The 21,982-nt window shown below is 53.2% G+C and carries 20 protein-coding genes and 1 pseudogene; 16 read left to right on the top strand and 5 right to left on the bottom strand.

Annotated features, from left to right (window positions below; genetic code table 11):
• The first annotated feature begins 2 nt into the window (after positions 1-2).
• The 4 genes from ACX8ZY_RS10315 to ACX8ZY_RS10300 are packed head-to-tail and all read left to right on the top strand — an operon-like array spanning position 3 to position 4,229.
• On the top strand, positions 3-1,505 hold the full coding sequence (locus ACX8ZY_RS10315) for a sugar ABC transporter ATP-binding protein (RefSeq protein ID WP_425021116.1): 1,503 nt from the start codon (positions 3-5) through the stop codon (positions 1,503-1,505).
• A gap of 32 nt (positions 1,506-1,537) precedes the next feature.
• Positions 1,538-2,509: an ABC transporter permease gene (locus ACX8ZY_RS10310; protein WP_425021117.1), complete on the top strand. Its 972-nt coding sequence runs from the start codon at positions 1,538-1,540 to the stop codon at positions 2,507-2,509.
• Complete coding sequence (locus ACX8ZY_RS10305) at positions 2,509-3,366, top strand: MurR/RpiR family transcriptional regulator (RefSeq protein WP_010244943.1); 858 nt, start codon at positions 2,509-2,511, stop codon at positions 3,364-3,366. Before ACX8ZY_RS10310 ends, ACX8ZY_RS10305 begins: the two co-directional genes overlap by 1 nt.
• Positions 3,367-3,368: 2 nt before the next feature.
• On the top strand, positions 3,369-4,229 hold the full coding sequence (locus tag ACX8ZY_RS10300) for a PfkB family carbohydrate kinase (protein WP_064691312.1): 861 nt from the start codon (positions 3,369-3,371) through the stop codon (positions 4,227-4,229).
• Between the two features lie 41 nt (positions 4,230-4,270).
• Here ACX8ZY_RS10300 and ACX8ZY_RS10295 read toward each other — a convergent pair whose 3' ends face one another.
• Positions 4,271-5,302 (bottom strand): NADP-dependent oxidoreductase, encoded by a 1,032-nt coding sequence (locus ACX8ZY_RS10295; protein WP_033771767.1) that lies wholly within the window; start codon positions 5,300-5,302, stop codon positions 4,271-4,273.
• A gap of 433 nt (positions 5,303-5,735) precedes the next feature.
• On the opposite strand from ACX8ZY_RS10295, the gene ACX8ZY_RS10290 reads away from it, so the two are divergent.
• The 3 genes and pseudogenes from ACX8ZY_RS10290 (at position 5,736) to ACX8ZY_RS10280 (ending at position 6,736) form a co-directional block, all read left to right on the top strand.
• A complete protein-coding gene (locus ACX8ZY_RS10290) occupies positions 5,736-5,879 on the top strand; it encodes a hypothetical protein (RefSeq protein WP_022625658.1) in 144 nt (47 codons plus the stop codon).
• A gap of 110 nt (positions 5,880-5,989) precedes the next feature.
• A pseudogene (locus tag ACX8ZY_RS10285) lies at positions 5,990-6,097 on the top strand (VOC family protein); the annotation flags it as partial.
• Between the two features lie 120 nt (positions 6,098-6,217).
• Positions 6,218-6,736 carry a glutamate racemase gene (locus ACX8ZY_RS10280; protein WP_172608562.1) on the top strand — a complete coding sequence of 173 codons (519 nt, stop codon included), beginning with the start codon at positions 6,218-6,220 and terminating at the stop codon, positions 6,734-6,736.
• On the opposite strand, the gene ACX8ZY_RS10275 is transcribed toward ACX8ZY_RS10280, so the two are convergent.
• Positions 6,729-7,478, bottom strand: coding sequence for a DeoR/GlpR family DNA-binding transcription regulator (locus tag ACX8ZY_RS10275; RefSeq protein WP_010670143.1), 750 nt, complete (start codon positions 7,476-7,478; stop codon positions 6,729-6,731). The two genes, ACX8ZY_RS10280 and ACX8ZY_RS10275, sit on opposite strands and share 8 nt — an antisense overlap.
• A gap of 83 nt (positions 7,479-7,561) precedes the next feature.
• Here ACX8ZY_RS10275 and ACX8ZY_RS10270 point away from each other — a divergent pair, with 83 nt between their 5' ends.
• On the top strand, positions 7,562-8,146 hold the full coding sequence (locus tag ACX8ZY_RS10270) for an NUDIX domain-containing protein (RefSeq protein WP_459259823.1): 585 nt from the start codon (positions 7,562-7,564) through the stop codon (positions 8,144-8,146).
• Between the two features lie 43 nt (positions 8,147-8,189).
• On the opposite strand, the gene ACX8ZY_RS10265 is transcribed toward ACX8ZY_RS10270, so the two are convergent.
• Together ACX8ZY_RS10265 and ACX8ZY_RS10260 are read right to left on the bottom strand one after the other, a co-directional pair.
• Complete coding sequence (locus ACX8ZY_RS10265; RefSeq protein WP_031592311.1) at positions 8,190-9,290, bottom strand: NADH:flavin oxidoreductase/NADH oxidase; 1,101 nt, start codon at positions 9,288-9,290, stop codon at positions 8,190-8,192.
• 263 nt (positions 9,291-9,553) lie between these two features.
• Positions 9,554-10,303, bottom strand: a complete 750-nt coding sequence (locus ACX8ZY_RS10260; RefSeq protein ID WP_459259820.1) for an SDR family oxidoreductase — start codon at positions 10,301-10,303, stop codon at positions 9,554-9,556.
• Positions 10,304-10,455: 152 nt separating this feature from the next.
• Between ACX8ZY_RS10260 and ACX8ZY_RS10255 the strand changes: the two genes are divergently transcribed.
• The gene (locus ACX8ZY_RS10255; protein WP_459259818.1) at positions 10,456-11,379 is read left to right on the top strand and encodes a LysR family transcriptional regulator; all 924 of its coding nucleotides are present in this window, start codon (positions 10,456-10,458) and stop codon (positions 11,377-11,379) included.
• A 14-nt stretch (positions 11,380-11,393) separates the two neighbouring features.
• On the opposite strand, the gene uraH is transcribed toward ACX8ZY_RS10255, so the two are convergent.
• Positions 11,394-11,816 (bottom strand): hydroxyisourate hydrolase, encoded by a 423-nt coding sequence (gene uraH, locus ACX8ZY_RS10250; RefSeq protein WP_010244915.1) that lies wholly within the window; start codon positions 11,814-11,816, stop codon positions 11,394-11,396.
• A gap of 752 nt (positions 11,817-12,568) precedes the next feature.
• On the opposite strand from uraH, the gene ACX8ZY_RS10245 reads away from it, so the two are divergent.
• The 7 genes from ACX8ZY_RS10245 to ACX8ZY_RS10215 all read left to right on the top strand — a co-directional run bounded on the left by ACX8ZY_RS10245 (position 12,569) and on the right by ACX8ZY_RS10215 (position 21,762).
• Entirely contained in the window at positions 12,569-13,588 is a 1,020-nt protein-coding gene (locus ACX8ZY_RS10245) for an alpha/beta hydrolase (RefSeq protein ID WP_010244912.1), read from the top strand.
• 1,740 nt (positions 13,589-15,328) lie between these two features.
• Positions 15,329-15,847 (top strand): helix-turn-helix domain-containing protein, encoded by a 519-nt coding sequence (locus ACX8ZY_RS10240; protein ID WP_233273056.1) that lies wholly within the window; start codon positions 15,329-15,331, stop codon positions 15,845-15,847.
• A 20-nt stretch (positions 15,848-15,867) separates the two neighbouring features.
• Entirely contained in the window at positions 15,868-16,413 is a 546-nt protein-coding gene (locus tag ACX8ZY_RS10235) for a fimbrial protein (protein WP_033767254.1), read from the top strand.
• A 57-nt stretch (positions 16,414-16,470) separates the two neighbouring features.
• Entirely contained in the window at positions 16,471-17,217 is a 747-nt protein-coding gene (locus tag ACX8ZY_RS10230) for a fimbria/pilus periplasmic chaperone (RefSeq protein ID WP_158131697.1), read from the top strand.
• Positions 17,189-19,750 carry a fimbrial outer membrane usher protein gene (locus tag ACX8ZY_RS10225; protein WP_233273055.1) on the top strand — a complete coding sequence of 854 codons (2,562 nt, stop codon included), beginning with the start codon at positions 17,189-17,191 and terminating at the stop codon, positions 19,748-19,750. The genes ACX8ZY_RS10230 and ACX8ZY_RS10225 overlap by 29 nt, the downstream gene beginning before the upstream one ends.
• Before the next feature lie 4 nt (positions 19,751-19,754).
• The gene (gene stbD, locus ACX8ZY_RS10220) at positions 19,755-21,080 is read left to right on the top strand and encodes a fimbrial usher protein StbD (RefSeq protein WP_199267434.1); all 1,326 of its coding nucleotides are present in this window, start codon (positions 19,755-19,757) and stop codon (positions 21,078-21,080) included.
• Positions 21,046-21,762 (top strand): fimbrial assembly chaperone, encoded by a 717-nt coding sequence (locus ACX8ZY_RS10215; RefSeq protein ID WP_158131696.1) that lies wholly within the window; start codon positions 21,046-21,048, stop codon positions 21,760-21,762. The genes stbD and ACX8ZY_RS10215 overlap by 35 nt, the downstream gene beginning before the upstream one ends.
• The last annotated feature ends 220 nt before the right edge of the window (positions 21,763-21,982 follow it).

Genomic DNA, 21,982 nt, shown 5'->3' with positions numbered 1-21,982 from the left:
GTATGGAACAGTTTCGCTTAATGATGCGTGGCATCAGCAAAAGTTACGGTAACGCCGCCGCGCTGCAGGATGTCGATTTCTCAGTGCGGCCCGGCGAGGTGCACGCGCTGATTGGGGAAAATGGCGCGGGTAAGTCGACGCTGCTGAATATCCTCTCCGGCGTTCGCGGTGCGGACAGCGGGGAGATCAGCGTCAATGGAAACCGGGTGCAGATCCGCAGTCCGCTCAGCGCCCGTCAGGCCGGGATCGCGATGATCCACCAGGAGTTACAGCATGTGCCTGAGCTTTCCGTGGCGCAGAACATGTTTCTGGGTCGCCCGCTGACCCGCGCCGGGGGCTGGTGGGTGGATAAAAAGGCCCAGCTGGCGCGGGCCACCCTGATTCTGAAGACGCTGGATCCCACTATCGATCCCGATACGCTGATCAGGAACCTCAAGGTATCGCAGCAGCAGATCGTTGAGATTGCCCGGGCGCTGCTGGATGACGCCAAAATCATCGCCATGGATGAGCCGACCTCCAGCCTGACGCCACGCGAATTTGACCGGCTGGCAGAGCTGATTGGCGATCTGAAGTCGACCGGCGTCTCGCTGATCTATGTCTCGCACAAGATGAATGAGATTTTCCGGGTGTGCGACCGCGCCACCATTATGCGTGACGGAAAGCAGGTTGGGGTGGTCAACATCAGTGATGAGGATGAGGAGAGCATTGTCGCCAAAATGGTTGGACGAAAGATCGACAAGCTTGACCATCAGGCCTTTGTCACCGATCGCGAAGTGCTGCGGGTAGAAGATCTGACGCGTGGCAATGAGGTGGTGGCGGCAAACTTCAGCGTTCGTGCGGGCGAAGTGCTGGGGATTGCCGGGCTGGTCGGCGCGGGGCGCACCGAACTGCTGAAGCTGATTGCCGGTATCGACAGGCGCACCCGTGGCACGGTGAGCGTCAACGGTGCCGCGGTGAAGAACCACAACGTGCGTGCGGCGATCAAGGCGGGCATTGGCCTGGTACCAGAAGACCGCAAAAAAGAGGGCATTATCAAAGAGCGGGCGGTGAAGATGAATATGGCGCTGCCGTCGATGCACCGCTTCACGTCGGCGGGGCTGATGAACCAGGCCCGGCTGGACCGCGAGGCGCTGAGGGTCATGGGAGACCTGAAACTGCGCCCGCTCGACATTGAGAAAACCATCGGCACGCTGAGCGGCGGCAATCAGCAAAAAGTGATCATCGGCCGCTGGGTTGCGGCGGATGCCAATGTGTTTCTGTTTGATGAGCCGACGCGCGGTATCGATATTGGTGCCAAGTCTGAAATCTATCACCTGATTGAAAAACTGGCCCAGGCGGGCAAAGCCATTGTGGTGGTGTCGTCAGAAATGACCGAGATCATGCGCATCTCCGATCGGGTGCTGGTGATGCGCGAGGGCCGGATAACCAAAGAGTTAACCGGCAGCGCGATCACCGAAGAGAACATTGCCCGTTATGCCATCAAAGATATCGACCAGACCGCCTGACCGCTTACCTGACACTATTTAAGGTTATAACTATGACAATTCAGACATCTACCGGGCCGGGTACCCGACCTGCGCTGCGGCTTAAATTTAATCTGCGTGATGCCGGTACCTTAATTGGCTTACTGATTATCGTGGTGACATTTTCGTTTCTGTCGCCGGTCTTTTTCACCCTGCCTAATCTGCTGAATATTCTGCAGCAGTCCTCAATCAACGCCCTGATTGCACTGGGCATGACGCTGGTGATTATCTCCGGCGGGATTGACCTCTCGGTCGGCCCCACGGCGGCGCTCTCTGCGGTGCTGGGTGCGACCCTGATGGCATCGGGCGTGCCGGTGCCGCTGGCGATCCTCGCGACGCTGGGTGTGGGCGCGATGTGCGGGCTGTTCAGCGGCACGCTGATCGCCTATGCCGGGCTGCAGCCGTTTATTGTCACGCTGGGCGGCCTGTCGCTGTTCCGGGCGATAGCGCTGATCTACACCGGCGGCAATCCCGTCTTCGGTATTCCGCTGGAATTTCGCAGCCTGATCAACAGTACGCTTTTCGGTATCCCGACGCCGATTGTGATTGTGGCAGTGATTGCGCTGCTGCTGTGGACGGTGATGAATAAGACCCCGCTGGGGGAATATATTCTGGCGATTGGCGGCAATGAAGAGGCGGCGCGGGTCGCGGGTGTGCCGGTTAAGCGCACCAAGGTCACGGTCTATATCTTCTCCGGCCTGCTTGCCTCACTGGCCTCGCTGATTCTGATTGGTCGTCTGGGGGCTGCCGAACCGACCATCGGCAACCTGTGGGAACTGGATGCGATTGCGGCGGCGGCCATTGGCGGTGCGTCGTTAATGGGCGGCAAGGGCAGTATCTTCGGAACGCTGATCGGCGTGGTTATCCTTGGTGCATTACGTAATGGCTTGACCTTACTGAACATTCAGGCCTTTTACCAATTGCTCGCTACCGGCCTTATTATTATCATAGCGATGTTGATTGACCGGGCGACCCGAGGCAAGTAATGAAGCAAGATCCGCGAGCCATTGGCGCTCAGATTCGTATGCGTTTGCCCCAGCTGACGCCGTTAGAACGTCGGGTAGCTGAGGCGATAATTGCCCGAACCGACATTACCGAGCAATCCTCATTAAAGGAGATTGCGCGGGAGAATAATGTCTCTGAAGCGATGATCGTTAAGATTACCAAAAAACTTAACTTCACCGGCTTCAGGCATTTCAGAAGTGGCCTGATCTATTACAACCAGTCTGAAGTGGCAGGGCTGCATGCGGAAATTGAGCCGGATGATTCGTCGGAGCAGTTGCTGGCCAAAGTTTTCAGAACCTCTATCCAGGCGATTGAAGAGACCTTATCGATTCTGGATGTTTCTGAATTCAATCGTGCGGCGGACATTATCTTTAAAGCGCGTCATATCGATCTCTACGCCGTGGGCGGTTCTGCCGCCGTGGCGCGGGACCTGTCACACAAGATGCTGAAGATTGGCATTAAGTCGACTGCCTATGACGACGCCCACATCATGCTGATGTCAGCCGCCGTGTTATCTGATGACGATGTGGTTATCGCCATCAGCCATTCGGGTGCTACGCGTGCGGTGAACGATCCGGTCAGACTGGCGGGGAGGAATGGCGCGAAAGTTATCGCCATTACCAACTACGCCGAATCCCCGATCGCGAAGAGTGCGCATGTGGTCCTCAATTCAACCTCTCAGGGATCGCATCTGCTGGGTGAAAACGCCGCGTCACGCATCGCCCAGCTCAATATTCTGGATGCGCTGTTTGTCGCTATCGCCAAGAAAGATCTGAAGCGGGCGGAGAAGAACCTGATGAAAACCCAGCATGCGGTTCAGGATCTGCGGGAATTCTAGCTATGAGCAAAATTGCAGTCACCGGCAGTCTTCACTACGACATTATGCTGGATGCACACCATCGCCCGGAAAAAGGCGAAACGGTGATGGGCAGCGCCTGTCACTATAAGTTTGGTGGCAAGGGGGGGAATCAGGCCGTCGCAGCGGCACGCGCGGGTGCCGCAGTGCGCTTCGCCGGTTCAGTGGGGCGCGATCAGCAGGGGCAATTCCTGCTGGATCATCTGCAGCAGGCCGGGGTCGATTGCACCGCCGTCAGCATCATTGATGCGCTTCCCTCCGGGATGAGCGTGGCGATTACCGATGCCGAAGGAGATTACGGTGCGGTGGTGGTCTCCAATGCCAATCAGCAGATCCCGCTGGAGACCTTTGAGCAACCCGGCTTCTGGCAGGCGGTGTCGCTGCTGGTGCTGCAAAATGAAGTCCCGGAAGCGGTGAACCTCTGTGCGGCCCAGGCGGCACAGCAGCGGGGGATTACGGTCTGCGTCAACGCCGCGCCCGCCCGGCCGTTGTCAGCCGCGTTTGAAAACTGTATCGATCTGCTGGTGGTGAACGCCATTGAAGCGCGCGATATGTGCGGGATTAGCGTGCAGGATCTGACGTCGGCGCGCTCAGCGGCAGAATCGCTGGCCAGCCGGTTTGCCAGAGTGGTGGTTACCGCTGGTGAACATGGTGTGGCTTACAGCGAGGCGGGAGAGACGCATACACTGGCGGCGCAGAAGGTGACACTGGTGAGCACCCACGGTGCCGGGGATTGTTTTGTCGGCGTGTTGTGTCAGCGCCTGAGTAGCGGGGTGACGCTGGCAGAAGCGGTGAGTGCGGCAAATCGTGCAGCTGCCGAACACGTTTCCCGGCAGCCGCACTGATTAATGGCGTGCCACGTCAGTGACGCGGCACGCTAACGTCGTCAGGCACCGACGTTCACCACGGTTTTACCGAAGTTTTTGCCATTCAGCATATCGATAAACGCCTGTGGCGCGTTCTCTAATCCTTCAATCATGTGCTCGCGATAGTGGATTTTTTTGTTCTCCACCAGCGGACGCATCGCCTCCAGGAACTCAGGGTAACGGTCACCATAATCCTGGAAGATGATAAAGCCCTGCATACGGATACGGCGTTTCAGAATGCCCGCCATGATCAGAGAGGTTCTGTCCGGGCCTTGCGGCAGCTCACGCTGGCTGTAAGCCGAGACCAGACCACAGACCGGCACGCGCGCAGCGGTGTTCAGCAGCGGGAACACGGCATCAAACACTTTGCCACCGACGTTTTCGAAGTAGATATCGATGCCATCCGGGCAGGCATTTTTCAGCTGCTCTTCAAAGTCGGCGCTGTGGTGATCAAGGCAGGCATCAAAGCCCAGCGTATCGACCGCGTAACGGCATTTCTCTTCACCGCCCGCCACACCAACGACACGGCAGCCTTTCTGTTTACCCAGCTGGCCGACCGTTGCGCCCACCGGACCGGTTGCGGCGGCAACGACCAGGGTTTCACCCGCTTTCGGCTGACCAATATCCATCAGACCCATATAGGCGGTAAAGCCTGGCATACCGAGAATACCCAGCGCCCATGAGGGATGAGGCAGATCGTTGCCCAGCTTCGCAATCTCTTTGCCATCGGAGACGGCATATTCCTGCCAGCCGCTCTGCGCCAGCACCCAGTCACCGGTCTTAAAGTCGCTGTTTTTCGAGTCGGCGACCTGACAGACGGTGCCGCCCACCATCGGCTGATCCAGCTCTGCCGGCGCGGCGTAGGATTTACCCTCGTCCATCCGCCCACGCATGTAGGGGTCAAGCGAGAGATAGATGGTTTTCAGCAGTACTTCACCCTCTTTGATTTCCGGGACGGGCTGCGCCACATGGCGGAAATTCTCTTTGGTCGGCTCACCGTGTGGGCGTGAAGCCAGTAACCAGGCATGGTTCTGGGTTGCTTGTTCAGTCATATTGTCATCCTTTTATAGCCGGGCAATGCTCAGGGCATCACCATATGAATACCGGGAAAGTGTAGATGACAGCGGCGGGAATGCGTTTAGCGCTGTGAGCGGTAAACTGATTTGCCGATAACAGGGCATAGGGTGCTAACCACGGGGACACAGCGGATGCAGGACCCTTCGCGTCATGGATTCAGTCTGATGGCTGTTCACATCCGCTTGCAAAAAACGGGCAGGCGAGTCATCAGCAGTGCGGCATGCCACGCATCCAGGTCAGAGGGAGGCGACTATCATTACGCTTCACCACAAGACTTACAGGGCCAGGGCATATTTTGCGATTGCCGAAACAGAGAAGCTAAAACGCTTCTAGACCGGGTTTTACAGCATCCGCCCCGTGATGTAATGTATGAAGTGAATACCGCCATAGGCGAAGGAGGAAGAGGTTATGTACTCAAAACACGATATTTCAACCCTGAAAAAAATGACAGTTGCAGAGCGTAAAGCGGAAGCAATGCGTCAGCTCAAAGAATCTTTTGATCTTGCGGAGCGCTCAGGCACAGTGCGTTCACGCGAAGCAAAGGCTGGTTGACTGTCAGCTTCCTCCAAAACCCGCTAAGGCGGGTTTTTTTTATGCCTTTAATCTGTATCAGGGTTCTACAAAAGCAACACCGAAAGAGTTAATGGCTCCATGGATGACAGAGGATTCCTGCATTGAATCCTTACTGGGATCAACGGGGCGTGACATTTATCGACAGGGATGGTTATCGTGTTGTTATCCAGCATGCAGCCTGGCAATCCGCAATCTGACCTGTACCGGAGTTCACCCTGAACATTCTTTGCTTTCACACCGCGGCCAGTAATATCGCGATATTTGATGATGCCGCCAGCGCACTGGCGCGTGACAATCCGCCGCTGAATCATCTGGTGATGCCTGCGCTGCTGGCAGAAGCGGAACGCAGCGGCGGGATGACGACTGCGTTACGCCGCCGTATTGCCCAAATGATTGAAACGTTGCTGCCGCAGTTCGATGCGGTGCTGATCACCTGCTCGACGCTGGGGCCTGTTGCCGGTGATTTCAGCGCGCAGGATCGGGTCATGCGCACCGACGAAATGCTAGCGGAGGCACTGCAGCGTCAGGCAGGGCGCAAGGTTGCGCTCTGTGCGGCAGAATCAACGCTGGCGGCGACGCGGGCACTTTTCTGCCAGCCCGGCAGCCAGGTGGAGGTCGTGCTGGTGGAGGGAGCATGGGCGGCGTTTAAAGCGGGGGAGACAACACGCTATTTTGCACTGATTGCAGCAGCAGCAGAGCAGGCTTATCAGCAGGGAGCCGTTACGGTGGCCCTGGCGCAAAGCTCAATGACGCCAGTAGCACAGCAGTTTCCTGACACAAAGCGACCATTGACCGGTCCGCATCTTGCGCTGCAGGCCTGCTACGAACTCAGATGACCGTCACACCCTGCTGGCTCAGTGCCTGTCGCAGCGCCTCGTCCGGCTGCGTTTCCACGACCAGCGTGCTGGCCAGCGACAGGTCGCCAATGGCAAATGCCGAGGCGGAGTTCAGCTTTTCCGCTGACGCCAGCACCACGGTTTCCGCTGCGCGTCCTGCCAGCGCACGCTTGACCGTCGCCTCTTCGAAATTACCGGTGGTCAGGCCCGCCGCCGGATGCACGCCGGTGACGCCCATAAAAAAGAGATCGGCATTGATGCGGTTGATCGACTCCAGCATCGCTGCGCCCACCGTCACCACTGAATGTTTATAGAGCTGCCCGCCAATCAGTATGATCTCCACGAGTGGATGATCGGCTAACGCCAGCGCCACGCTGGGACTGTGCGTAACCGCGGTAAAGCTCAGCGTGGCGGGTAACAGTCGCACCAGTTCCGCGCTGGTGGTCCCGCCATCAATCAGTACGATCTGTCCCGGCTGGATCAGTGAAACGGCTTTTTGCGCAATAACCTGTTTGGAAGCAGTCTGCACGCTTTTGCGCGTTTCAAAGGTGGCCAGCGCAGCGGAAACCGGCAGCGCGCCGCCATGTACCCGCTGCAACAATCCTTCAGCCGCCAGTTCACGCAGGTCGCGGCGGATAGAGTCTTCGGATAGGCCAAAGCGCTGGCTGAGGTCCCGCGACTGCACCTGTTTTTCCTGGGCGAGCAGGGCAAGAATCGTCTGTTTTCGCTGGCTGGATAGCATAACTGGCCTTTGCATGTTTTTTCTTGAATTTGCACGATTGTGCATGATAGCGTGATGGCTGTCTACCTATCCTGGAGAGCATCATGCAGCAGAACCATCCCCGCGTGCACATCATCAATGAGCAGTTGCTGTCAGACAACTGGTATACCCTGAAAAAATATACGTTCTCGCTGCTGCGTCGTGACGGCCGCTGGCAGGAGCAGAGCCGTGAAGCCTATGACCGCGGTAACGGCGCAGTGATCCTGCTCTACAACCGTGACAAACGTACGGTGGTACTGACCCGTCAGTTTCGCTTTCCGATTTTCCTTAACGGGCATGATGGCTTTCTGATTGAAGCGGCCGCCGGTCTGCTGGATAACGCCTCGCCGGAAGCGCGTATTGTTGCCGAAGCCGAAGAGGAAACCGGTTTTCGTGTCAGCCATGTGCAGAAGGTGTTTGAAGCCTTTATGAGCCCCGGTTCGGTTACTGAAAAACTCTACTTTTTTATTGCCGAGTATGGCGATCAGCAGCGTAGCGGTGAAGGCGGCGGAATAGCGGAAGAGGGTGAGGATATTGAGGTGCTTGAGCTCGGTTTTGACCAGGCGTTAAAGGCGATTGACCAGGGTGAGATTGTGGATGCCAAGACCATCATGCTGCTGCAGCATCTGCGGCTGAAAGGCATTTTATAAGAGAACGGGCAGACCGCCGTTAATGCGGTCTGCCCGTTAAAGCTTACTGATCCTGCGTCAGGATGCCTTTTACATCGTGCGGTTCAGAACGCAGATACTGTGGCGGAACCTGGACTTTACCATCCAGCGCAGCGGCTGCGTGCCACGGCCAGCGCGGATCGTAAAGAATACCGCGCGCCAGCGCCACCAGGTCAGCTTCACCCTGTTGCAGCAGATCTTCTGCCTGCTGCGGCTCAGTAATTAAGCCGACCGCAATCACCGGAATCGACACCTGCTCACGAATATCGCGGGCGAACGGCACCTGATAGTTGGGTCCGACGCTGATTTTCTGGTCTTCCGACAAACCACCACTTGAGACATGAATATAAGCACTGTTCAGCGCTTCCAGCTCACGCGAGAAGGCGATTGACTGATTGATCTCCCAGCCGCCTTCAACCCAGTCAGTGGCAGAAATGCGCACGCCTACCGGCACGGAAGCGGGTACGGCATCGCGAACGGCTTTGAAAACCTCCAGTGGGAAGCGCATACGGTTTTCCAGCGAGCCGCCATATTCATCACTGCGCTGATTCGACAGCGGCGACAGGAACTGATGCAGCAGGTAGCCGTGTGCGGCATGCACTTCGATGAGCTGAATTCCCAGACGCACCGCACGCAGGGCGCTGTCGACAAAGGCCTGTTTTACCCGCGCCAGATCGTCAGTGTTCATGGCAACCGGTTTCACTTCATCCGCGCTGTAGCTCAGTGCGGACGGAGCCACGGTTTGCCAGCCGCCGGCTTCAGGCGCAATCTGCTTACCGCCTTCCCAGGGTACGGCACACGACGCTTTGCGTCCCGCATGGCCCAGCTGAATACCAACCGGAATAGAGGAGTAGCGGCGGACATCTTCCAGAACCGTTTTCAGCGCAGCTTCATTATCATCATTCCACAAACCGAGATCGCCTGGGGAGATGCGACCAATATCCTCTACGGCGGTGGCTTCAATAATCATCAGACCTGCGCCGGAAAAGGCCAGCTGGCCAAGATGGATACGGTGCCAGGCGGTCGCATTGCCCGCCTCAGCGGAGTACTGGCACATCGGCGCAATCACAATGCGGTTATCCAGCGTAAGTTCGCCCAGCGAGACAGTGGAAAAAAGTTGGCTCATGTTATCTCCATGGTTTTTATGACTGACGTGACAGGCAATAACTATAGCGGGGGATTTGCCAGGCGGGTGTTTCTTCAACGTGACATTTTATGACGGCGTGCCGGATTCAGGTTACAGATCAACGCAGCCGGATGTCTCAGGCAGGCATTGATACGTTAACGGTTCAGCCTGGCGCGCTTTGCTGCTCACGCCCGGCGAACCGGGATGCTGCGTAACGGATAATGACAATCACCAGGGTCTGATATTCAGCTACAGGGTGAGTCTCAGACCTGTGCCATTCCGCCATCAACGAACAGTTCTGCCGCATTGATAAAGCTGGCGGCATCCGAGGCGAGAAACGCAACGGTGCGGGCAACCTCCTGCGGTTCACCCAGGCGACCAATCGGTATCTGTGCTGCCAGCGCATCAAACAAGCCCTGACGCTGATCTTCACTGACCAGATCACCCAGCCCAGGCGTACGGACAGGGCCAGGGCTCACGACATTGACCCGGATTCCGCGATCTTTCAGATCCAGCGCCCACGAACGGGCAAAATTGCGCACTGCCGCTTTACTGGCGCTGTAGACGCTAAAAGCCGCAGTACCCTGCGCTCCGGCAGTCGATCCGGTCAGAATTACCGATGCGCCATCAACCAGCAGAGGCAGGGCTTTCTGGACGGTAAACAGCACGCCGCGTACGTTAGTGCCAAAGATACGGTCAAAATGCTCTTCAGTAATCGCCCCCAGCGACAGCATGTCGCCGCCCCCGGCGTTGGCAAAGAGAATATCGAGGCGTCCCGCCTGCGCTGCAATTCGCGAGTAAACCTCATCGAGATCGTGCAGCTGTGAGGCGTCTGCGCGGATGCCGCTGACGGTTCCGCCGATTTCAGCGACGGCGGCATCCAGCTCCGCCTGACGACGGCCGGTTATAAAAACCTGTGCGCCCTGTGCCGCCAGCTCCTGGGCGGTAGCCAGGCCAATTCCACTCGTTCCGCCTGTAACCAGTGCAATTCTTCCTGCGAGTGATGCGTTCATAAGTTCTTCTCCGGATAGTCTCTTAGACAGTTTGGGTTATTCCCGGTCAGCGGGGCTGCCGGACTGATTGCTACTGTAAGAGAGGAGGATTGGCGGATAAATCCGCTAAAATGAAAATGACTATCCACACGGGTGGATAATAGGGAGATAGAATGGATCAGCTGCTGGCGATAAAAGCCTTTTCACGGGTGGTGGAAAGCGGCAGTTTTACCCGGGCGGCGGACTCGCTGAATATGCCGAAGGCGACGCTGAGTAAGCTGGTTCAGGAGCTGGAGGCGCATCTTTCCGTCAGGCTACTGCAGCGCACCACCCGACGCGTGACCGTCACCGCAGAAGGGCGTGAATACTATGAGAAAGCGCTGCGCATCCTGCACGATCTCGAGGATATTGATGCCTGTTTCAATTCACTGCGCAGTAAGCCGCGTGGGCAGTTACGCATCGATGTCGGCGGATCTACCGCCAGGGACGTTCTGATTCCGCTGCTGCCTGATTTCTTTGCCCGCTATCCTGATATTACGCTGGATCTGGGCGTATCCGATCGCCCGGTCAATCTTATCAGTGACAACGTTGATTGTGTGATCCGCGGCGGTCCGCTGGTCGATTCCTCACTGATTGCCCGCCTGATAGGGCACGCTACGCTCATTACCTGCGCGACACCCGCCTACCTTAAAGCGTTTGGTGTGCCCGCCTATCCTGATGAACTGCGCAACGGACACCGGCTGGTGAGTTATCTCTCGCCGCAAACCGGCAAGCCATTTCCGCTTCGGTTCGAACGTCAGGGAGAGAAAATTGAGATCACCAGTGCGCATCGCATTGGCGTCAATGAAAGCAACGCGCATCTGGCCGCGGGACTGGCAGGGCTTGGGATCATTCAGACATTTAATTATTCGCTGTCGTCGATTCTGCGGCAGGGACAAATGGTTGAGATCCTGCACGACTGGCGTCCGGCGGGTTATGCGTTTCATCTGGTTTATCCGCAAAACCGGCACGTAACGCAACGGCTACGGGTATTTATCGACTGGCTGGTGGAGTGCTTTCCGGCGCGGGTAGCGGGAGAGGGGAAATCCGGCACCTGAGTGCCGGATCGGGATCAGTTGCCGCGATAGGTAGAGTAACCAAACGGGCTCAGCAGCAACGGGATATGGTAGTGCTCACCGCTGGCTTCCATGTTGAACTCAACCGGGATCTCCGGGAAGAAGGTTTTCTGGTTGTTCTTTTTATAGAAGTCACCGGTTTTAAACACCACGCGGTAGCTACCCGCACTGGCTGTTTTGTCCTGCGGGAACAGGGCGCTGATGCGACCATTGTTATCGGTGACGCCTGATGCCAGTTTCACCCAGTTATCCTGCTGCTTCTGATCCAGTTCAACTTCGATGCCTGCCGTCGGCTGGCCAGTTTGCAGGTTAAGAACGTGCACGCTCAGTGGGTTTTTAGCGGTAGCAGGCTGAGCAGCGATAGCGGATGCGCCAGAGGTCATCAGTAATGTTGCGATCAAGGCATATGAAGTTTTCATCAATGTTTCCTTTATTGATTGTCTGAAGTCGGGTGACAGTGCAGAGAGAGTAATGCGCCTGAGGGCAAAGAGATATTTAGCCGCAGGAAATGTGAAATTTCTGAGAAAGAAGGAAAATGTCTTTAGTTACATCATACAAAGTTTCTGCTTAATCATAGTCCAGCACCTGTGCAGTCATAGCTAATCAGGGAACAGAGGCACCAGATGAAATCCTCTCTGAATTCAGCAATAAAACAAAGCCTGGCCCCTGGCGGGCAACGTAGCGATAGCAATCCTCTGATCTATCCACAGAATCGTCTCGTCAGTTATCAACTACCGGACATGTATCGACTCGTGGGCGGGCTGCTTTCCGTCGCGAATGACGTGAGAATGTGAATCCGGCACGTCTGGTCAGCGAGCCGGATACGTACAAAGGTCTGACCGAGACAGGGTGTATAACCGAACGGACTCAGCAGCGGCAGCGGCAGCGGCAGCGGGATAGGGTAACGAGCACCGTTGGCGTCCATGCTGAACTTAATCAGAAAAAACACCACGCTTCTGACTTTTTTTAGGTGCTCAGGCGCAGTGCTTAATTGCTGAAAATCGATACAGATAGCAGCAAAGTAGTCTGTTAATGACGAAAATAGTCAGAGAGGGTAAAAGCTTGAGATAAATAGTGTGCTATTTAGTAGTTTACAATCCAGGTTCGCCGTGTCATTGTCCTGCCAACCAGATAGCACACTACTTAATAGCAAGTTAATTGGAACCCTGTGATGAAAATGAAACTGATCGCCAGTGCATTATTGTTAGCCAGCCAGATGAGTACCGCGTTTGCTGCACCCACTGAAAACAGTCCGCAACCGACCGCAGGCGTGGCCGCTTTCCTGAAGGCGCTCAACAGCGGGAGTGGTAAACCGATTGAGCAACTCTCCGTCAAAGATGCCCGAGCGGTGTTGACGGGGGCGCAGAAGGGCGCAGAACTGCCGCCGGCACAGATTTCACAGAAGATCATTACCGTACAGGGCAAGCCTCTGACGCTGACCATCGTTAAGCCCGAGCACGCCAGCAGCACCTTGCCGGTGTTTATGTTCTTCCACGGCGGTGGCTGGGTGCTGGGTGATTTTCCGACCCATGAGCGACTGGTACGTGACATGGTGAATGCATCCGGCGCTGCTGCGGTATTTGTCAATTATCAACCATCGCCAGAAGCCCATTTCCCGGTGGCAATTACTCAGGCTTATGAAGCCACTAAATGGGTCGCCGAACATGGCGCTGAAATTGGCGTTGACGGAAAACGTCTGGCGCTGGTTGGTAATAGCGTTGGCGGTAACATGGTGGCGGCGGTTGCCTTGCAGGCGAAGCAGTTTAAAACGCCGGCCATCCGTTATGATGTGATGCTGTGGCCGGTTACCGATGCGCGTTTCGACACCGCGTCGTATGATCAATTTGCTGACGGACATTTCCTGACGAAGAACATGATGAAGTGGTTCTGGGATAACTATACCGTTTCGGAAAAAGATCGTAATAACATCCTGGCATCACCGTTGCGTGCCACCACTGAACAGCTGAAAGGGCTGCCGCCAACGCTGATTCAGACTGCAGAGCTGGATGTGTTACGTGATGAAGGTGAAGCGTTCGGTCGTAAGCTGGATGCTGCAGGCGTGCCGGTTACCGTAACGCGCTACAATGGCATGATTCATGATTACGGTTTGCTGAACGCGTTAAGTCAGGAACCCACGGTCAGAACAGCTATTAATCAGGCGGGTGAAGAGTTGCGTTCGCATCTCAAATAACTGACCGGTCACATGAAACCAACCCCGGACCGAATCTTCGTCCGGGGTTCTTACCATACAGTAAGTTTGAAGGAATCAGTTCGAAGACGCAGGGCAGTGCGATTGCCGGAACACCAGGAAAGAACGGAGCAGTATCCAGCCGATAAGTGCGCTGTTAATATCTTATTTAACATAATATACATTATGCGTATATTGATTATGATCGGGAGCGTGATGCTCTATTGTATGGTCTGCTCACCATTTTGGGCTGATCCTGACTGTTTTACTCTTTACAGCAAAATCTGTCAGAAACGATCACAATGTCTGCCTGACCTTGTTACTGTCGCTTATTCTGTTCCGAAACTGAAATAATGTGATGCTACGTTATTCAGCATGGCTTTCCCTGCGGGACATCTTCTTCAGCGACTCTACACGCTATCCTCTCATCAACAAACCTGATATCGGAGATTTGCAGCCGGACGATGCAATGACGACTTCGCCCTTTGCGGCTGGCTGGATGCACTGCTGCGCATTCTGACCGTTTCTCTGCTCAGGTGCTTTGCACAACTTAAGCAGTGACGTCGCTATGTGAAAATTAGCGCATTCATCAGGGCTGTCGGCCACAAAAATGCTGTAGAGGCGTCTATGCATTACCGCTTTATGTTCATCCTCGTTGTCTGCCGTGCGTACCACTAAATTGTCGTAAACGCGTCCACGTGTAACTACGCTTTCTTCACTCTGTTCCTTGCCAGGTTAATCCTGTAATGAGCAAGAAAGCCTGAGTCAGCTTTCTGCTGGCTGTCTGGTCAGCCGGACTCATACCGGCTATTCGCATTGCGATTGCAAGGCAGTCAACGCAGCGCAGTGATGCTTTTGCCCTGAGCATTGAAAATAAGAGTCAGTAACATCCGGTCGTTTTCAGCACTATCAGCGACACGCAAAATGAGGTGTAACGTCCCTGCTCTGTCCTGTCATCCAATAACTATCTTGTATAATCTGACAAAAAAGCAGAACGTAAATTTCGCACAGCAAGAATGATTCTTCGTATACAAAATCTGAATGATAACGCCCGGGAAAGAAATAAATATAGATCTCTTTTCTTTTAATGACACTGACCAAAATAGTGATGTTTCCATGCACTAAATAACTGATTTAGATCAATATTTATAGCAAGTGCGTCAATTAACATCTTTGTTACCAGGAGTATTCTTAATAAAATGGGATGTGAACTATAAATATCGTCGCTAATTTTTTTATAAAAGCCATTTAAAATGCAGATCGTTTCAATGAAGTAAGGGAGAAAGCAATAATAGAGTCAGTAAAAAATCATTTATCAATGCCATCATAGTGGCCGCTATATACAAAATTGATCACTGAACAAAATTCGCTCATATTTAGCATTGAGTGCGGAATTTTTATTGATCAAAGTGGCGTTATTTGCGAAATATTCCTAAAGGACGTAAAAAAATCCTGGTCTCTCAGCAATGCTGAGGGCGTCGTCGCCCTTTTTGTCCCGAATTTTCAACAAATATTACTCCCGCCCGTGGAGGTGACCCCTTAAGAAAAATCCGAATGAAGAAAATAGCGGATAATTTTCATCGCCTTGAAACGCGGAGATTTTTATCGATAAAATAATCACAACTCTCGCAACAACGCCAAAATATTATGATAAAGATAACCAGAGAGGAAATTCGCTGCGCCAGTTGTAAATATGGCTGTGATCTCACCCATCGCGCATCAGACATTTATAACAGATGTCCGTTGCAAAAAATTACCACCTGGCCTGGAGGGAATCATTTTTTCTCTTCATCCATACTCAGCATGGTCGCTGGAAAATATGAGAGCCTCTTTTGCAGAGGATGTGTATTCGTTGACTTCTCCAGGGAAAATGTCAGGTATTTTACCAATAGCAACTGGATTGAGTATTTGAAACATACGGGATTAATGCTGATTATCGTCAGTGATCGCCATATGGAGCCGCTTGCGGCGTACTGGCAAAAAGAGGACCTGCGTATACAAACTGTGATTTATGCCGATTTTTCCCTGGAGGAGATAAACAGACAAATCCAGGGCTGTTATTTCGGTTTAAAAGGCGAGGTCAGGAAAAAAGTCAATGCACTTAAACAGGATGAAGTTCGGTTCCTTGATCTGGCGATGAACGGGCTGTCACTGCCGATTATTGCCAGAGAAATGGGGATTGAAGTCAAGCGTGTTTATAACATCAAAGATGCCATTCGCCGGAAAATGGGCATCAGCCTCAATCAGTTATTTTCCGCATAATTATGATAAAGGAGTATTAAATGAACACCAAATTCAGAACGCTTAATCTTGCTGTGTTAATCAGTGCCGGGCTGGTGTCAGCCAGCGTGTTTGCAGCTTCAGATAACACCATCAACTTTCAGGGAGAAGTGACCACTGAAACTTGTTCTGTTTCCGTAAATGGCAACAATGCGTCCCCTGTCGTGCTGCTGCCAACGGTCAGTACTACGGACCTTGCTGCCTCTGGTGCAACTGCGGGTGATACCACCTTCACCGTGGGCGTTAGCGGCTGCGCCGGGGACAGTACCTCGGCCACCAAAATCTCGACGGTGTTTGTGGGGAATAACGTTAGCGCTGCCGGTAATTTATCTAACACCGGAACCGCAAAAAATGTTGAGGTACAAATCCTCGATCCGAAAGATGCGGTGGTTAATCTGACCAGTGGTTATACCGGCAGCGGTGATCTGACACTTCAGACAGGGGAAACTTCTGGCTCTGCCACCTACTCTGCCCGTTATTACGCATCCGGCACGCCAACGGCGGGTACCGTTACCGCATCACTGCAATATGCCGTGACTTACCAGTAATATTTTTCGTGCGTATCTGGATAGCCAGATACGCACGCCACGCTTGAGATATCCGACATGTATTCGCGCATTATGCTGTTCCCATTAAAAATGGTAATACTGATTTTTTTGATGACGTTTATTTCGGATAACGTCCAGGCAAGCGTCACTATTCTTGGCAGCCGAATTATTTATCCGGGTAATGCTCTCTCCGTCGATGTTCAGTTAAAGAACAACGATAATATTCCTTATGTCATTCAGGCCTGGCTTGATAATGGCAATATGGATTCGCAACCTGGCGATAAGAGTGACGTGCCTTTTATTATCACGCCACCGCTGTTTCGGATCCAGCCTCTGACCGGCCAGGTTTTAAGAATCCGATTCATACCTAATGTCTCATTACCACAGGATCGCGAGACGATTTACTGGTTCAACTCTCTGCAGATCCCCCCTGGTAATATTCAGGCGGAATCAGGCCGTAACAGTATTGTTTTAATGTTACGTAACCGCATGAAACTCTTTTATCGTCCTAAAGCGATTGGTCAGCCGGTTAATGTTTTCGACGGTGTAAAAGTAACGATGCAAAAAGAGGGGGTTGAAATCAACAACACTCAACCCTGGTATCTCTCACTTACAGAGGTTGCAATAAAAACAGCAGGCAAAAAAACAGCCTGCGAAGCCGAAATGATTGCACCCTTTGCCAAAAAAATAGTCAGGTGTAAACCGGAAACGCACTCTTTATCAGCTAATAGCGTGATTTCTCTTTCAGCAATGAATGACCAGGGAGCTAAAGTCAGTGAAGACTATCCGATTGCAGGCAGGTAATATCCGCATCTTTTTTTTGCCTCTCTGTGCATCATTTACTTTTTCACCGTATGGACACGCTGATGAATACTACTTCGATCCTTCGCTGTTTAAAGGCTCCGCCTTTGGCCAGAATATTGATCAGTTTAACCATCAGACTATCGCCTCCGGCAACTATTATGTCGATATCTATGTTAACAATAAGCTGGTTAAAAGCGGCGTCACCCTGAACTTTCTGTCAGCAGAGAAAGGTCAGCCGATAGAACCTTGTCTCCCGCTGACGGTGGCTGAATCATTAAGCCTTAAGTCACTGAATAAATCCTCAGCCAGCGAGGGCTGTCAGCCCTTGCGTCACTGGTCATCAGCGGCCCGCTGGCAATTTGATCAGGCTTCACTGCGGCTGCAGTTCACCATTCCGGATGCGGAGTTAATTCATCTGCCCAGGGGAAATATTCCCGTCGCCGAATGGGATAAAGGGATCTCCGCCCTTTTCATCCGGCATAACACCAATTATAGCTGGACGGAAAATACCGCTTCCGGTTACAGATACCAGTATCTCTGGAGTGGCATCACGGCGGGCACTAATATTGATAACTGGCAGCTGCGCCATCAGGGCAATCTGCGGTTTATCGACAATAACGTTACCGGCAGCGACGTTCGCTACACAACGGTCAGAACCTGGCTTCAGCGCCCCATTGAACCGCTGAACAGTCTGCTGACACTGGGCGACAGCTATACAGAAAGTTCGCAGTTTGGCAGCCTTTCTTATAATGGCATCAAGCTCACTACCGATGAAAGGATGCGTCCGCAAAGCCGGCGTGGTTATGCGCCCGAAATTCGCGGTGTGGCCTCCTCCAGTGCCCGGGTTATCGTCAGGCAACTGAATCGCGTTATTTATGAGACCAGCGTGGCGCCTGGTCCCTTCGTGATCAACGATTTGTACAATACCCGTAGCCAGGGCGATCTCGATGTTGAGATTATTGAAGCCAATGGCAAAACGTCCTCGTTTACCGTTCCTTATGCCTCTGTGCCTGATTCGGTCAGGCCGGGAAACTGGCATTACTCGGTTGCACTGGGTCGGGTACGGCAATTCTACTCAGTTAATAACACCTTCTTCGAAGGGCTGTTGCAGCGCGGTATCAGTAACCGACTGACCGCTACGGCAGGATCGCGGCTGGCTCAGGACTATCAGGCCTGGCTGCTTGGCGGTGTCTGGACTTCGGCAGCGGGCGCAGTGGGATTAAACACCACCTTTTCTGATGCAAAGGTCGCACAGAACAGAAATGCCTCGGGATGGCGCGCCGAGCTGAGCTACAGCAAAACCTTTGCTACCGGCACCAACCTGGTCCTGGCCGCCTATCGTTACTCAACCAGCGGTTATCGCGACCTGCAGGATGTGCTGGGCGTTCGGCGCCAGCAGGACAATGGCATCAGTTACTATTCAGATACGCTGCATCAGCGTAATAATTTTTCTGTGACCCTGAGTCAGTCAATGGCCGATTATGGCTTAATCAGCCTGAGCGGCAGCACGGCGGATTACTATAATAACCGGTCACGTATTACTCAGCTTCAGTTAGGTTACAGCAACAGCTGGAATAACATCAGTTACAGTCTCAACGTTGCCCGTCAGCGTACTACCTGGAATTATGATCGTTTCGGGCTGAACCTGGACGATGGTGATAACGCATACCGCGAGAAATATACCGAAAATACCGTTTCACTGAATGTCTCGGTTCCGCTGAACTGGGGCAATCACACGACCTCTGTGGCCTATAACTACAACCAGTCTAAAGAAACGCGCAATTCGACTCTCTCACTGACCGGTTCATCTGGCGAGAACAATCAGCGATCCTGGTCCCTGTATGGCGGAACCGAAAATACGCAAAGTAACAGTGGCCACCGTGTCTCGTTCGGCGGAAATATTCAGCAGAATACGCGCGCAGGCGCGGTCAGAGCGAATTATGGTCAGGGGGATAATTATCGCCAGGCTGGATTAGGGCTTTCTGGTACGTTGTTGATTCATCGCGGCGGCGTTACCGCCGGACCTTATACCAGCGACACTTTTGCGCTTATCCATGCGGATGGTGCCCAGGGCGCCAGCGTACGCAATGGTCAGGGTGCCGTCATTGATCATTTTGGTTACGCTATCCTGCCGTCGCTGACGCCATATCAGGCCAACACCGTCAGCCTTGATACACGCTATATGAATGCTGATGCCGAATTAAGCGGTGGAAGCCAGCGCGTTGTGCCCTATGCCGGTTCCGTTACCCGAATTAATTTTGCCACGCTGCAGGGTAAGGCCGTCTTAATCGCGCTCAAAAATGAAGATCATGAAATCCCGCCAATGGGCACCGAGGTCCGTGATGCTGATAATACCGTGATAGGTATTGTGGGCCAGGGTGGTCAATTATATGCACGTGTACCGCATGACTCTGGAACCTTAAAGGTAAACTGGGAATATAAGGGCAATAAAACATGTTTTGTTAATTATCAAATAACCGGTCGCGTGAATGAGAATATTGTTCGCCTGGATGCTGTCTGCCATAAGGGTTAATCGTGTGAGAATCGAAAAATATTACCTGTATATCTTATTATTGCTGTTCAATGTGCCCGCCTGGGCTAATTGCAGTGTTGTTACCGCCACATCCTCGTTGTCTCAAAGCGCGATTGCAGCAGGCTATACCGCCGCCTACTGGACCGGCGCCTGCGACACCTGCTCAGGGAATGTGGGCCTGCCATCTGTGATCAGCATCAATAGCGGAAAGACCTTCCAGCCCTCTGGCACACTGCTGGCCAGCTCGGTAGGCAGCTTTCTGTCATCGGCCAGCAATGTTTCCTACTCAGCTAACCAGATTCTTTACCGCTGCGCCGTGGCAGATGCAGACAGTTTGTATGAGATGTATGCCACCAATGGCGACAGCCCCTATGCCGGTCAATATATTACCTCTGAAGTGGACGGCGCCTATTATGATGTCGCTGCAAATGTTGCCGTCAGGCTAACTAACCTGACAACCGGCGAATATTACAGTCGCTACTGGAAAGCCCGACAGCTGACAGCCAGTGACTGGTATTCTGATGGCACCTATATTTATATTCCGGCCAGTGCTTTCAGCAATGTGCTGTATGAAATGTTTAAAATAGACTCTACGCGCTATTACGCCAGCAACAGCAATCGCTATGTGGACAACTGGACACAACCTCGCGGATATATTGCTTTTAAAGGACCCGGGCTGGATACCAATAATCTTAAAGTGGGCCAGGATAGTCTCTCTTACTGGTATGGTTTTTACCGTAACTGGCCCGCTGCCTGGAGCACCTTCTCAAATGTCACCTATGTGCGTGGCGCGCTATGCGAAGTCCAGGATTATCCTTCGGTGGTGCTGCTGCCGACCGTAAGCGTGAACACCCTTGCCGCGGGCGGGAAAAGTCAGGCTCCTTTTACTATCACTATCCAGTGCGAGTCCGGTGCCATCTCCGGCACCAGTACATCGACGATCACGTCAGCAAATGTCGCTATGGGCTTTCTCGTTAACCAGTCAAATGCGGTGACGCAGGCAAGAAATCTGGGGCTGAGTACAGCTGGCGGCGGGCTAACCTGGCTGCTGGATACCCACTATGGTAGCAGCGCTGCCGCCTCCGGCGTCGGTATAAAAATTTATGACAGTCATAATATGGCGCTCAATTTACTGCCTGACAGAACAGTGACGGGCACGGGCAACAGCCGTGGCTGGTATGCCTATAAAGATTTAACGTCGCAAATCTCCTCAGGAGGCGCTGATATTTACAGTGGTGATTTCACCGCCTCTCTTGAAGCGCTCAGCGGGCAAACTATTACAGCAGGAACAGTCAATGCGCAGTTACAGGTTGTGGTCAGTTTTCAGTAACGTCGTCGTGCTATCTGGCGTCCTGCTCTCATTCAGCGTCTGGGCGGTGGTCAATGTGGATAAAACCCGGATCGTTTTCAATCAATCGGATCTGAGCCAGTCTGTTAACGTCGTCAACAGCGGCGGAAACGAAACGTATTTGCAAATCTGGACAGATGACGGTGACCTGACTCTCTCACCCGACGCCAGCATCACGCCCGTCATAGTCATACCGCCGGTGGTAAAAATGTATCCGGGAGAAATGCGATCGTTGCGTCTGGTACTCACTTCACGTCAGGCGCTGCCCGCGGACAAAGAGAGCCTCTACTGGTTAAATATTTATCAGATCCCTGCGCTGAAAAAAGAGCTTAACGCGGCTGAACGTAAAGTGGTGTTACCGCTGCGAATCCGGCTAAAAATCTTTATACGGCCTGAGGGACTAAACGCCCCGCTGACCACCGATCCGGAAAAGCTCCGTTTCGCGGTAAAGGGAAATAAAATCGCCATAACCAACCCTACTCCCTGGTTCATGAGCATGAATGTCTATTCTGAAGGTCAGCAATCAATAAAAAATCTCACTCTTGCCCCACAATCTGATGCTTACATTGACAGTCACACTCCGCCGAAACCCGGTGAGTCAGTGAGTTATGCGGTGATCAATGACCAGGGGGTTCCGGTTAACTACACGACAACCTTGAAGTAACCGGACGGGAGTGCCATCTGCCGACAGGCAGAGTGCACATAAAGCCGACCTTTTGCGGCAGACCAGGGCGTCGCTACATGAATTCTGCGCATCTGATGGGGCTGGCAGTACGCATAATTTACCTACGCATGGCGTTTTGAGAGGCTCAAGAGGCGGTTCCGCAAGACAATCCATTTTAGCCGCGCTAGAGTTGCTGGCTTCCACTGTTTCAACGACGAGA

This window comes from Pantoea sp. XAF26B01_ASV70 (genome assembly GCF_054512635.1).
The sequence above is the reverse complement of the archived record's forward strand: the minus strand, read 5'-3'. Positions and strand labels throughout refer to the sequence as shown.